Raw genomic sequence first — 13,873 nt, forward strand, 5'->3', positions numbered from 1 at the left:
GAGGTTAAAAAATATGAAACCATCTGCGACGCTATACTTTTTCTGCGGGAAAATGGGAGCAGGAAAATCAACTAAATCAATACAATTGGCGATAGATAAACATGCGGTCTTATTGTCTGAGGATGAATGGCTTTCATCTCTTTATCCCAATCAGATCGCATCATTTGAAGATTATCTAACATTTTCAGCTCAGCTGAAGCCGTTGGTGAAAAAGCATGTCCAAAATATATTAAGTGCAGGTACAGATGTAGTGATGGATTTTCCAGCTAACACTAAAAAACTGCGAAAGTGGTTTTTGGATATAGCGTCAGAGGCCAATGCAAACCATCAACTAATTTTTCTAAATCTAAATAACGAGCAATGCTTGCGTCAGATTGCTCAAAGGTGTAATGAACAACCCGAAAGAGCAGCTTTTGACACAGAAGCGGTGTTTATTCATGTTACTAAATTTTTTGAAGCACCAGAAGCATCCGAAGGTTTAAATATAATAGAGTTTAGTGGAAAAGAATAACAAGGAGTTCAACACAGCGTTATCAAACCAGAAGAACAATATTTTGCTGCGGGGAATTTACCCTTTTCAAAAAGCTTTTTCATTCTTCTAAGTATATAAATTATCAACTTCATCTTCTTTTATAGGGGACGATAGCTGAAGATTGGACACGTGATCTTCAGCTTTATCTATATTCCGTTGGGCAGATTTGTTGATGAGTGATGTAACTAAATTTAGCAATCCATTCAATTTTGTTGAAGATTGTAATGAATGGTGTTCATAAAATAAGGAGGCATAAAAGGTGGACGTATTGCCTTGGATTACTGTTGCAATCATTATAATCGGTTTTGTTGTTCTCGTTTCTAAGAAAAAAGATATATTGAAAGTATGCTCGCTTTTATAAAAGCAAATACGGAAAGCAAAGAAAGTTCAGTAAAAACTAAATCCATAGTTTGGTGGATAGTAATTACCGTAGCTTGGGGAATAGTGAGTATCAGTCTTATTGTTTGGTCTTTTTATATCCACTATGGATAGCTTTTAGTTTCAAATGTTCTTAAACTTTAAAGATGAAAATGCTTCTTTTCTAAATGAACGTGTTCTATATAAAATGTTTATTGCACTAAAGCTACCCTTTCGTACAATAAGTGAATCGAACCTGCCACAACAAAGCATAAATTGACAGGATATGATTTTAAAAGGTTGCTAAGATGACTATAAGGAGTTGAAGGCCATGGCATGGGTGGAGTCAATACAAAAGGCAATTGAGTATATGGAACAAAATATATTGGAAGATATGACGATAGACAGTATTTCTAAACAAGCCAATGTGTCACCTTTTCATTTCCAACGGACGTTTTCAGTTTTGACTGAAATTACGGTCGGTGACTATTTAAGAAGGCGGCGATTAACATTGGCCGGAGAAGAATTGCTGACAACAGATGCGAAGATTATTGACCTTGCCTATAAATATGGCTATGACACTCCCGAGGCTTTTTCCAAGGCTTTCCGCAGACAGCACGGGGTTACTCCAAGTGAAGCGCGAAAGAATAAGGGAAAACTGCAATCCTATAACCGCCTGATCATCCAGGTAACATTGAAAGGGGCAGAACCAATGAAGTATAGTGTAGTCGAGAAGAATGCGTTTCAAATCGTTGGGATTAAACGAGAATTTGCTTGTGTGGCAGAGGAAGAAAACGTAGTAGGCATTCCGGAACTTTGGGAAGAGGTCAATCAAAATGGAACAAGCGATACGCTGTTTCAATTGAATGACGGGGTAGTAAAAGGAGTACTAGGTGTTTGTGGAGGAGTCAGTGAAGAGCAAAAAAAGGCGAATGTGTTTGATTATTGGGTGGCCACCTCGTACGCTGGGAAGGTTCCAGAAGGGATGATGAGCTTAGAAATCCCTGCTTCCAAATGGGCGGTCTTTGAAGTGCATGGACCAATGCCTGCTGCGATGCAACAGGCGTGGAAACGAATTTTCTCCGAATGGTTCCCTTCCACTGGGTATGAGCATGCGGGTACACCAGAATTTGAATTATATACGGATGAGGATCCGAATAGTCCGGATTTATACTCGGAGATCTGGATCCCAATTAAATAAGTTCATCATGTGATACGATCTTCGGCAAACGGGCGCTTTTCTGTAATAAGGAAAGCGTCTTTCTTCATGAATGGGCCAGTTAGTTGAATATGGGGATTGCTCAGAATCCTGATGTTTGAAATAATTGGTAATATGTTAAAAAGAAGAAATGGTGAGGGAGAAACTAAAAAATGGATGTGAATGACCTTATGAAGCGAGTAGATGTCACATATGTACTGCTATTTGATGAACTGGGAGAGAAGGTATTATTGGTAAAAAATAAAGGGGAAAACGGTTCTTATTATACACTGCCTGGAGGTGCAGTAGAGCCTGGAGAAACACTTGAAGAAGCTGCCATTAGAGAAGCGAAGGAAGAGACGGGTTTAGATGTTGAAATAAATGATGTTTTTTCTGTAAGTGAGGCTTTTTTTGAGGATAGAGGACACCACGCCATTTTCATTACTTTCAGAGGGAAGATAACCGGTGGAGAGATTACTATTTCAATGCCTGAAGAAATAGAAGAGATTACTTGGATGAATGTTCAAGATGCAGAAGACTACATTCATATAACAAGAGATACAAAAGGACTGATCAAAGGGAATGCGTCAGCACCTTATTTACTTAGGAAAAGAAGTGATATTACTTCTTAAGTAAGAGGGGGACTATTGTTTTTTCTTCTGCTATCGGGCATTTTAGTTGAGTAGCTAAGATCGTCATGTAAGTAAACAGGAAGGTTGAATATTATTGAAAAATTTTATTGTATTTGTGCTTTTCACAATTTTACTTTTGGCAGGATGCGTATCAGGAGATGCACAAAAAGAGGCAGTTAACATTGAAGCCCTGGACGAATATGTAACGGAAGAAGGAATTGAGAGAAGAATTCAATCCTTAGAGAGTCTTAACTCTAAGCAATCATTAGATAAAGAAGACATAAGATCTACTGCGATAGAACAATTAATCGATGAATACATATTAATGTATGAAGCTAAAACCCAAGGCTTTTCTGTATCGGATGAAGAAGTTCAAGAGGTTATAGAATTTAATATACAGACTGCAAATAAAGCACAAGACGAAAACTTCAAAAACATTCTCAACGAAATAGATATGACAATAGAAGAATACTATAAAGAATATGCTTATGAATCTATAAAGGGAAAGTTATTGGAAAATAAACTGTATGACGATATCACATCTAAAGGTGAAGAGTGGAATGAATTTAAGATGAAAATAATAAATGATTTTAAAGAAGAAAATGATACTCAAATAAAAAACTTAATGGAAAAGTAAATTAATGTGAGAAAGTATTTAATTTACAAACGGAGGCAATAGCTGAAGATCGGGCATATGGTTTTCAACCTTTTACCTTATTAAATTATTGGGGCAGGTTAAGGGGCAACAAATGAAGATAAGCTATTTTCTTTGAGCTAGAGTGGTATTAAATTTCAAAAGAAAACTTCTATAAAAGCAGAGCAATTCGCAAATGAATTCGCTCTGCTTTTTTGCGTTTAATTGACGGTAGTGATTTTCATTCTACCTATAAATTTACAATTTCTATGTTAAGATAAACTAGGAATATTTATGGAGGGAGAGATTTCCAATATGGATTTCAGAGGGGTAAGTGTTTACGATCAAGTAGAAACTTTACTAAGAGAAGTAGTGAAAGAGTGTAAACATTTATGCAGTTTAGTCAGTATTCGTCCACTTGCTTCAGGTGTAGAAAACTGTGTATTTATTGGACAAACTCTTGAATGGGGTAAAGTAGTTATAAAAGTACCTTGGTATACAATGAGCAAAAATCAGACAAAGAGGACTTCTTCTAGAGAAGGACTGGAGAAAGAATATAAATTAACGACGTTTTGTTACCGATATCAGCTGCCTGTTCCTAAAATCCACCTTTACCATAAAGGGGAAGAATTAGATTTTATCATTCAAGAGTTTGTAACTAGTGATGCTGATATGGACCCTCCTTTAAATGAGATAGGAAAGCTTGTTAAAGAACTTCATCAAATCGAGGTTCCTTCAAACCTTTTACGTGATGCACACGAGGTTTTAGCAGACCGAATTAACAGAAACATAAAAAATTTTAGTTCTACTTTCAATCAATCAATCGTAATACCAAATAAGCTCGAACTAAAGAAGGTATTACAAACGTACCCTGCAAAGAAAAAGTTATTACATATGGATATAAGACCTGAAAATATTCTATTCAAAAATCGGCAAGTAGTCGGTATCTTTGATTGGACAAACGCTTTGGTCGGTGACCCTGTATTGGAATTGATGAGAATAAATGAATACGGTTTCTTGAGTGACGAATTTATTGGTAGTTATTATGGTTTTGAGAGGGAAATGAACCGAGTACCAGATCTGGTGAGGTGGCTGTATCAATTGGACACCAGCCTTATGCTCACTCTTTTATTTGAAGAGATAAATGAAGAGGAGCAAGGGAGTCGTGCATTGAAGCGCTTCGCTCACCTCCATGAGAAAATTAAGAAGGCTTTATAACAATAATTGAATTTGCTTATTCCTTTAAAGTGGGCGTTTGCTGAAAAAGCAGCCGCCCTTTGTGCAAGTAAAGGGCAGTTTAGCGGATAATCGAAACATAAATAATTGAATTTCCGTCTAACTAATGTAAAGAAAGGGTTTTTGTCAAAGAGGGGGATTTAATTTGAAAAACAAGTTAATGAAATCGCGAACAGACAAGTCTATTAGCGGTGTTTGTGGAGGTATAGCAGAACATTTCGGTATTTCTTCTTTGGGCGTAAGGCTGAAATTTGGACTGAGTTCACCCTTACTCAAACCGTTCAAAAAGAGGCTTCATATTTAATTGAAGCCTCTTTTTGAACCATTTTACAATGAGTGGTAATCGTGATCTACTTTGCAAATTCGAGTTATGTATGCCGAGTACCAATCCTTTTTTCCTTTTGCTTGAGCCTTTTGGTGTGACAAATGATCTTTCCATTGTTTAATAGATTCTAGCGAATCCCAGTACGAAACAGTTATTCCAAATCCATCTTGATCTCTTGAGCTTTCCACTCCTAAGAATCCATTTTGTTTAGAAGCGAGCTCAACCATTAGTTCAGCTGTACGGTTGTAACCTTTAGCATCTTTTTCAGTTCTTCGAGAAGTAAAAATAACAGCATAATAAGGTGGGGAAGGTGTTTGTGCAAAAGACATATGATAACCTCCAACTATTTATATATTTAGAATTTTATCATAAAATATCAAACATTTAACTCAGTTGTTAACACAGTACGATAGAAACCTGAAGGGAAACATTCTGGTGAAAATGATGGTTCTTTGAATTATTGAATGATGATTGAATAAAGTATTTCCACTTATTCAAAACACCTATGTAAAGGTCTACTTCTAAGCTCGAATTTTTATGATCTCGCATTTGGGAAGCAAGAGGGGCCTGCCACCCGACACGGTGAGGCTTTTACCTGTGGGGGGATAGTTTCCTAATTTTAACGGTTTTTTGTTTAATAGACGATTATTCTAGTTTTCTCGTCCACTCACCTTTCTGAATTTTGCATATATTATTTATGAAAAGGAAGGAGGTGATTGGTATGTGCTGCGGAAGAAGATTTGATGATAGAAGAAGAGTTCTAGATGCTGATAGAGTCATTATTCGTGCAGACAGAGTTATAGTTGTCAGTGATGATGATAGAAGAGATCGTCGGAGACGCGATGACAATGTATTAGGGATTTTTGATCGAGATGATAGAAGAAGAAGAAGATGTTCATGGATTTAATCTCCCAGACAAATAATGTACTCTTCAAATAGACTGTTGAGAATTTTTTCTCAACAGTCTATTTTTTATTAATTAATATGCCTGTTTAATAATCGTTTGGAGGGGAGATGATCTGTTATCTAGGGTCATGGAGCAATAACGATCCTTCTTAATGAAAAGTAATATCGCTCACGCTGTTACTTGTTTTTATGTTTAGAAATCATGGGTTCTTTTTTTACTCAAGGGCGTCATAATGGGGAAGTCTGTGTCTATTTGATCAAGCGCCCATAAAAATTGATGCCATTTTTGGATATTTCCTATTACTTTAATTGAAGAAGGGGAAGGACGATTGTTGGTGGTGGCTAACTCATATAAGGTTTCTTTGCTCATGATGACCGTAACTGGATCCTCATTTATTTCATCAGATAAATAACGAAAGATCCCTCGTTTGATTTCCGTCAGGGCTTTTTCTTTCCGATCCGGAATAATGAAGTTCATTTTGAAGTCATACTCCCCAGCGATCAATCCGTTTATTCGGATACTCAACATGTTCAATACTTGTTGGAGTGTCATTATATCCAAAACCTCTGTTGTGATGGTGGACCGCTGTATAGGAATAATTCCGTAACGAAGTTCTTGAGCCCCCATCAAATACTCATTACGCCATGGCCCTGATTCCGCGGTGTAGCCGAGCTGCTCAAGTGCATCCGCACAAAGGTATTTGGCTTTCTTGTTGGATGGATTTGCGAAGATCACGTGTTTGGTGACTTCAGCGACCCATTGGTAATCGCCTTCTCTAAAGCATTCTTTTGCTTTTTTGATGACTTCATCTTCTCCTCCCATATAATCCACATATTTTTTGGATGACTCTTCCGGGAGCAGCTTGTTTAAATCAACAGGGTTTCCGTTATACCATCCCATATATTTTTGGTACACTGCTTTAGCATTATGGTTGACAGTCCCATAAAAAGAACCATTAAACCACTCGTCTTTTAAACTATCAGGAAAGGATACCATTCTTCCAACTTGATCGATCGTGTACCCTTGATTGATGAACCTAAGTGTCTGATCATTGATATATTGGTACATGTCTCGCTGTTTTTCCATATAATCGATGCAGTATTCTCTTCCGTGCCTTGGCCAATTATGCACTTCAAATACAGATGTTAATTGTTCGCCAAATAACTCAATGGCCTGTTGGATGTATTTCGCCCAGGCAACTGGGTCCCTTACTTCAGCTCCGCGTAATGTATAGATATTATGAAGCGAAGCTGTACAGTTCTCTGCAATACAAAGGCTTTTTTCATCAGGGATAAACATATTCATTTCAGCCGGAGCTTCTGTATCCGGGGTGATTTGGAATTGCACTCTTACACCATCAATGACCTTCTCGACATAGGGTTCGTCACTGGAAGGTGAAATTTCTTCAGCAGAATTGACTAAAGTCACAACACCAGTCGATACATACTTTCCAATGCCGCTGTCTACTTGACCTTTTTCATCGCGAGGCAGCACCTCACCATACATGTAAAACCCCCGCCTCGACATTGCAACACCTGCGGTCACATTCTCTTCCAGGGCTGCACTTAAAAAACCGCTTGGTGCATAAATTTTCACATCATCCGTCGTTCCGCTATTAAGGACTCCATCAACACCACCATAATGATCGACATGTGAATGAGAAAAGATGATGGCACTAACCGGGAACTTGCCAAAATAGCTTTCTATTAATTCAAAAGCTGCTTTTGCTGTTTCTCTGCTTGTGAGACAGTCGATCACAATCCAACCTGTCTTTCCACGAATAATACTCAAGTTAGCAAGATCAAATCCTCTGATCTGGTAAATGTTTTCTGTCACTTGAAAAAGACCGGCATTTAAATTTAGTTTTCCCTGGTGCCATAGTTTCGGGTTAATGGATAAAGGGAGTTTGTCATTCAACAGGAATTCATAGCGTTTTAAATCCCAAACAGGAAAAACCGAGTCATCTGTTTTGATAACGGGAAGGGAGACGCTTTTCAGCACATTTCTCGTAGCCCACTCCTGTTCAATCTTCAGTCTTTCCAAGGGCAGGTTCTCTTTTATTAATTCGTTTATTTTTTGTGTTTTCTTCGTAGCTTCCTTGCGAAAAGGGGTGAATTCCGCCTCCATGCTCTTGTTATGGTTTTGCTCCATGTGATGTCACCTCCATTGAATATAGTATTCAGGTGAACTCTCCATCATACATGTGGAAGCGTACCAAAACATGAGTTGGATGCTTCTTAGGGTTCTAACGTTGAAGCCTTGCATGCCTGACTATGCAGATTCTTTAATAAAGTTTAAATAAGTTAAAGGTGTCAGGTCTGTTACATCATAAAACAGTGTGTAACAGACGCTTTTCGTTAACTAATCTTTTGCTTTTCTTGAGTAAGTAAACGAGAATCTGGCCGAAGAAATGAAGTAACGAAATAATACAATCCCGGTAATGCTATTGCCGCACCAACAAACAAATATGTTTGACGTGTGCTGAGATCGAATATCGAAGAAGAGGCAAATAGGATTCCTAAAGGCATTGTCACCCTTATGAAAAGTAATCTTACAGCACTTAGCTGTGTTAGACGCTCTCTAGGAGCCTCTCTCTGAAAAGTAGCGGCATTCTGGGCATTGAATAGAGGAAACAATATACCGCCAAATAATTCACATTTCCATGCCATTGGGATCGATTGTACAAAATACAAGAAGACAAATGAAAGGCCGCCTCCAATTAAGCCGAAGTACATCGTTTTAACGTTTTTGGGTAACCTGGTTAATAAAATCATTCCAAGAGCATATCCAACAGGAAAAGCACCAGAAAATATACCATATTGCCAAGACTCACCATTAAGATCTCCACGTATAAAAGGGACACTTAACACCAATGTTGCTCCGACTGCAAACTGTACAGTAGATGAAAGAATGGTAAGGCGTAGAAGGTGAGGGTATTTAAAGAACGTTTTGTATCCTTCCTGCATCTCTGTCCACCAAATTTTCTTTGTCCATGCTGTTACCTTTTTCGTGCAGGTTACAGGAATTCGTGAGAGTGCAAAATAGCTGGCAAGGAACATGACTGAGGAGAAGCCGTATATAAAATGCATAGGACTAACTACAAGTAATAATGAAGTTGCTCCTGGAGCAAGAAAACTCATGAGCCTAATGGTCCCATCCAGTAAACCATTTGCATCTGCCAACTCTTCTTCATCACATATATCAGGCAATAAAGAAAATGATAGACTGGCGTAGATGGGTTGCATCAATCCCAAAAGACATTGAAGTAGGATTAACCCGAAAATAATCCCAATTGTGGAGCCAATCAAATAACCAGCCAAGGGAAGAAGATAAGCGAATGCACGGATTAATTGTATATTTTTCAGCATCTTTTCTTTCACAACATGGTTAAGAAATGGAGCGCTGATTCCTTGTAAGACCAGAGAAGGAATAAAGTAAATAAGCCAGAGAATTCCCATCCATTCCTTTGAACCTGTTAATTCAAATAACAACAACCCGTTAATAATACCCCCGGCTGCGCCTCCAAATTCCGAAATGACTTCTCCTATCCAAAGGGCTTTGAATGATTTGGAGAATTTATTCATTATTTCATACCTAGAAATTGATTCAGCTTTTCCGAAAAAGAACTAATGTGATGTGTGTTCACTGAATAAATTCCTTTTTCAACGACAACAAATTTTGCAGCTTTTAACAAAGAGAGCTGATGATGAAGTGAAGTCTTGGATGTATTAAACTGAACACTTAATTCTTGAAGTGATAGGGGTCCTTTCATAAGACGATATAGCAATTTCAATCGAATTTCGTCACCTAAGGCTTTGTGGCCACGTATTAATTCTGTAGATGGTGATCCAGGTGGTACAAGGTATTCATCACTTAGAGGGTAAAAAAATAGCTTAGTATCAGGAGTTCGTTTTTCTAATATCCATGGCCGGTAGGCTACATGAGGAATTAGTTTGACCTTCCAGACTGTAGGCTCTGGGAGGTATTTCACCCCGTCTGTAACTCTTTCAATTTCTTCTATCGGTTTTTTCACATCAAGTGAGCTATTATGTTTTTGTTCATACTCTAGAGCTTGGTTCCACTTTTCCCAGCTTTCGTCTTGACTTATCCAGTCGTACCATTCACCAATGATATTAATCAGCAGATTCCTTAGTTGTTGATAGGAACATTGGCCAAGATTACGTATATATCCCTCTAAGAATTCGTGACCTTTAAAATATGTAGAGTACTGCTCGAAAGATTCAAGATGCATGTACTGGTCAGCTAATTCTACTCTAATTGGCTCAAGATCTCTGCTCTTATAAGGCAGCATTGTTTCATAAAAAGTAGAAATCGGAAGCTCTGTTAGTTTGTTCGAAAATTCTTGAACGGTCGTGGCGGATAACTTATTTTGGAGCATAATAAGTCCGTACCAGAAATTCGTTTTTTCGACTTCATCCAAGTCCTTTACCAAGGGTTTTGGCATATAACGAGAGGTTAAAGACCATTTTTTATCCATATCGAATGTGTGCCTAAGTTCCTTGTGGGTATACCCTGAAATGCCAAGGATGACTTCCCAGACAGGTGTCCACACCACTTCCAAGGATATTGATTCAACATCATCTGACTGCAATAAACGTTTCATATTATTGACCCCTTTAAACTTATTAATTTAATTCTAAAATATTCGAATGTTAAATTCAATAAAATTTTAATTCAAATGTTTAAGCATGAATGATAGGTAACTTCAATACAATTAAAGCCTTGGTCAGTGTATTGTATTATATGAAAAAAAATTATAGTGATTTAAAAGAGAAATTGGCTCTTCAATTTCGATACGACATTGAATCGTACATAAATGGTAAAGCTCAACTTGTTAGGGAAATAGAAAAAAAGGCACTCGAATGGTATAAAACAAATTCCAACCAATAAGCAGAGGAGAACTAAAGAGTAAGCGGGGTAGAGTAGGGACGGTTCCCACTCTACTTTTTCTTTTCTGTAATGAAATGAATCATATCATCAATAAGCATATCTTCACTGTAACTATCTTTTATGCAAAGCAACAAGGGGTTCCGTTTTGAGAGGAATCATGAACAATTGCATAAAAAATCGCAGTCATACCCCCATCAGGATGGGAACTGCTTATTTATATTTGTTAAACGACTGCGACTGCCTTCACGACTAGGAACGTATATACAAACAAGTCTCCCGAATAAAACGACGAGCGTAAACTCCCAACTCGCTTCCCTTTCATTACCCATCTGACGAACCCACTTTTTGTGTATACACCATAAATCAACACTCAAATGTTTGTGGCTCGAGCACGTTGTTTCCCATCCAATATTCTCGGTATAATTTTCTTACGATTTACATTTCTTCGTTTAATCACCCAAAACTTGAGGTAACAGTCACTATAAGGAGGTGTTGTAATCATGGAAGCAATCAGTAAGCGTTTTTTCTTGTTTCTTTCCCACAATAAGGCGTTGGATAAGATGGCCAAACGGTGGGGATCAAGATTTGGGGCTAACAAGCTTGTGGGTGGAGAAACCTTTGCACAAGCGATTCCATTGATTACGCAATTGAACGAGGAGGGATTCCAGGTTACGGTCGATCATCTTGGTGAATTCGTTGAAAGCACAGATGTGGTGCGGGAGAATGTCCAACGATGTATTCAGAGTATCAGTGCCATTGCGTATCATGGGCTGGACACTGAAATTTCTGTCAAACTGACTTCCCTCGGATTGGATATCAGTCAAGAGCTTGTCATGGAAAACATGGAGTTGATTCTATCCAAGGCAGAAGAGAGTGGGATCACGGTCACCCTTGATATGGAGGATTCCTCCAGATGCCATGCCATCCTTGATGTTTACAAAAAGCTCCGTCAGAAGTACGACAATGTGGGGACGGTGATTCAATCCTATCTTTATGAATCGGAGAAGGATGTGGATGATCTCAATCAATACGCCCCTTATTTGAGGCTTGTGAAGGGTGCTTATAATGAATCGGGTAAAGTGGCGTTCCAGGAGAAGAAAAAGGTGGATGAGAATCTGAAGCAGCTCATCAAGAAGCAGCTCTTGAACGGCCATTATACAGCGGTCGCAAGCCATGATGAAGCGATTGTCGATTACACGATCGGATTAGTGAAAGAACACAAGATCCCGAATGACCGCTTTGAGTTTCAAATGCTGTATGGCATGCGAAATCAAATGCAGTCCGACTTATTGAAAAAAGGTTATACAGTCCGCATTTACCTGCCATATGGCGAGGACTGGTATGGGTATTTCATGCGACGTCTGGCGGAAAGGCCGGCGAATATCGCATTTGCACTGAAGGGAATCTTCAGTAAATAAACTACTTTTAAAACATCCAGACAGAATGAAATCAGAAAGGAATGTGATGAACATGAGTAACGGAATTTACAACATCCCAACACCTACAAATGAGCCGGGTAATACATATGCCCCAGGTACGAAAGAAAGAGAAACATTAAAAGCTGAATTAGAACGCCAATCAGGTATCGAGGTTGAAATCCCGGTCATCATCAATGGCGAGCACATTAAAACAGATACTGTGAAGCAAGTCGTTATGCCACATGATCACAAACATGTGTTGGCGAACTATTCGCAAGCTGGAGAAAAAGAACTTCGCGATGCGGTGGAAGCGGCAATGGCTGCGAAGGAATTATGGTCCAATATGCCATGGCAGCACAGAGCATCCATCTTCTTGAAAGCGGCTGACTTGATCTCTGGTCCTTACCGCGACGTAATCAATGCGGCTACAATGTTAGGTCAATCCAAAACAGCATTCCAGACGGAAATTGATGCTGCTCAAGAGTTAGCTGATTTCTTACGCTTTGGCGTTGATTATGCAAACCAAATCTATCAAATGCAGCCAGACAGCATGAAAAACATTTGGAATCGCTTGGAATACCGTGCGTTAGATGGTTTCGTACTAGCGATCTCTCCATTTAACTTCACAGCAATCGGTGGAAACTTGCCTTCAGCTCCTGCTATCATGGGGAACGTGGTTGTGTGGAAACCGGCAACAACGGCTTTACTATCAAACTACTACTTTATGCGTATTCTAGAAGAGGCTGGACTGCCTAAGGGCGTTATCAACTTTGTCCCTTCACGTGGCTCACAAGTGTCAGAGGTAGTATTAACAGATTCTCGCATGTCCGGATTCCACTTCACTGGATCAACAAGTACGTTCCAGACGATCTGGAAAACAGTAGGAGAAAACATCACTAACTATCAATCGTACCCTCGTTTAGTTGGGGAAACAGGCGGTAAAGACTTTGTCTTTGCACACGAAACGGCACAAGCAGACAAAGTAGTGGCTGCACTTGTTCGTGGTGCATTTGAATACCAAGGTCAAAAATGTTCAGCTGCTTCACGTGCTTACATCCCAGCAAGCATGTGGGAAGAAGTGAAAAATGGTGTCGTTGAAGAAACGGCTAAGCTTAAAGTCGGTGATGTCAGGGACTTCAGAAACTTCATGGGTGCGGTCATTGACCAAGCTGCCTTTGATTCGATCACAAGCTACATCGACTATGCGGCCGATTCTGAAGAAGCTGAAATCATTGCCGGCGGTACGTATGATGATTCAGTTGGATACTTCGTTCAACCGACTGTCATTGTGACAACGAATCCAAACTTCAAAACGATGACCGAAGAAATTTTTGGACCGGTATTAACGATCTATGTATATGAAAACGATCAATTAGAAGAAACATTGACTTCAGTGGATACAGCGTCCATGTATGCATTAACGGGTGCGATCTTTGCTCAAGATCGTGAAGCGATCATGCACTTGGAACGCCGCCTATCCGGTGCAGCTGGAAACTTCTATATCAACGATAAACCAACCGGTGCGGTGATCAACCAACAACCATTCGGAGGTTCCCGCGGGTCAGGTACAAACGATAAAGCAGGCTCTATTTTCAACATGATTCGTTGGACCAGTCCACGTATTATCAAGGAAAACTTTGCTCCAACAACAGACATTGCCTATCCGTTTATGGATGAGGAATAATATAAATAAGGGTAATTCTACATCCCTATGACCTCATGC

At 39.1% G+C, this 13,873-nt stretch carries 11 protein-coding genes and 2 pseudogenes; 9 read left to right on the forward strand and 4 right to left on the reverse strand.

Annotated elements, in window-relative coordinates:
* The first annotated feature begins 13 nt into the window (after positions 1 to 13).
* The 7 genes and pseudogenes from ACXAFV_RS15670 to ACXAFV_RS15700 all read left to right on the forward strand — a co-directional run.
* Entirely contained in the window at positions 14 to 511 is a 498-nt protein-coding gene (locus tag ACXAFV_RS15670) for a P-loop nucleotide/nucleoside kinase family protein (protein WP_475127841.1), read from the forward strand.
* Between the two features lie 280 nt (positions 512 to 791).
* Positions 792 to 1,024, forward strand: a pseudogene (locus ACXAFV_RS15675) (hypothetical protein).
* Positions 1,025 to 1,220: 196 nt separating this feature from the next.
* The gene (locus ACXAFV_RS15680; protein WP_475127842.1) at positions 1,221 to 2,090 is read left to right on the forward strand and encodes an AraC family transcriptional regulator; all 870 of its coding nucleotides are present in this window, start codon (positions 1,221 to 1,223) and stop codon (positions 2,088 to 2,090) included.
* 188 nt (positions 2,091 to 2,278) lie between these two features.
* Positions 2,279 to 2,719 (forward strand): NUDIX hydrolase, encoded by a 441-nt coding sequence (locus tag ACXAFV_RS15685; protein WP_475127941.1) that lies wholly within the window; start codon positions 2,279 to 2,281, stop codon positions 2,717 to 2,719.
* Between the two features lie 94 nt (positions 2,720 to 2,813).
* Positions 2,814 to 3,356, forward strand: coding sequence for a SurA N-terminal domain-containing protein (locus ACXAFV_RS15690; protein ID WP_475127844.1), 543 nt, complete (start codon positions 2,814 to 2,816; stop codon positions 3,354 to 3,356).
* 312 nt (positions 3,357 to 3,668) lie between these two features.
* Positions 3,669 to 4,571 carry a phosphotransferase family protein gene (locus ACXAFV_RS15695; RefSeq protein ID WP_475127845.1) on the forward strand — a complete coding sequence of 301 codons (903 nt, stop codon included), beginning with the start codon at positions 3,669 to 3,671 and terminating at the stop codon, positions 4,569 to 4,571.
* 178 nt (positions 4,572 to 4,749) lie between these two features.
* A pseudogene (locus ACXAFV_RS15700) lies at positions 4,750 to 4,842 on the forward strand (PspC domain-containing protein); the annotation flags it as partial.
* Positions 4,843 to 4,916: 74 nt separating this feature from the next.
* Here ACXAFV_RS15700 and ACXAFV_RS15705 read toward each other — a convergent pair.
* From ACXAFV_RS15705 to ACXAFV_RS15720, 4 genes are all read right to left on the reverse strand, one after another.
* On the reverse strand, positions 4,917 to 5,243 hold the full coding sequence (locus ACXAFV_RS15705; RefSeq protein WP_475127848.1) for an antibiotic biosynthesis monooxygenase family protein: 327 nt from the start codon (positions 5,241 to 5,243) through the stop codon (positions 4,917 to 4,919).
* Positions 5,244 to 6,013: 770 nt separating this feature from the next.
* Complete coding sequence (locus ACXAFV_RS15710) at positions 6,014 to 7,972, reverse strand: alkyl/aryl-sulfatase (RefSeq protein ID WP_475127849.1); 1,959 nt, start codon at positions 7,970 to 7,972, stop codon at positions 6,014 to 6,016.
* Positions 7,973 to 8,178: 206 nt separating this feature from the next.
* On the reverse strand, positions 8,179 to 9,405 hold the full coding sequence (locus tag ACXAFV_RS15715) for an MFS transporter (RefSeq protein ID WP_475127851.1): 1,227 nt from the start codon (positions 9,403 to 9,405) through the stop codon (positions 8,179 to 8,181).
* Positions 9,405 to 10,445 (reverse strand): ArsR/SmtB family transcription factor, encoded by a 1,041-nt coding sequence (locus tag ACXAFV_RS15720; RefSeq protein ID WP_475127852.1) that lies wholly within the window; start codon positions 10,443 to 10,445, stop codon positions 9,405 to 9,407. The genes ACXAFV_RS15715 and ACXAFV_RS15720 overlap by 1 nt, the downstream gene beginning before the upstream one ends.
* Before the next feature lie 787 nt (positions 10,446 to 11,232).
* On the opposite strand from ACXAFV_RS15720, the gene ACXAFV_RS15725 reads away from it, so the two are divergent.
* Positions 11,233 to 12,150 carry a proline dehydrogenase family protein gene (locus ACXAFV_RS15725; protein ID WP_475127853.1) on the forward strand — a complete coding sequence of 306 codons (918 nt, stop codon included), beginning with the start codon at positions 11,233 to 11,235 and terminating at the stop codon, positions 12,148 to 12,150.
* Positions 12,151 to 12,202: 52 nt separating this feature from the next.
* Entirely contained in the window at positions 12,203 to 13,834 is a 1,632-nt protein-coding gene (gene pruA / locus ACXAFV_RS15730; protein WP_475127855.1) for an L-glutamate gamma-semialdehyde dehydrogenase, read from the forward strand.
* Positions 13,835 to 13,873: the final 39 nt, after the last annotated feature.

Source organism: Rossellomorea sp. ABR4_012 (assembly GCF_056159545.1).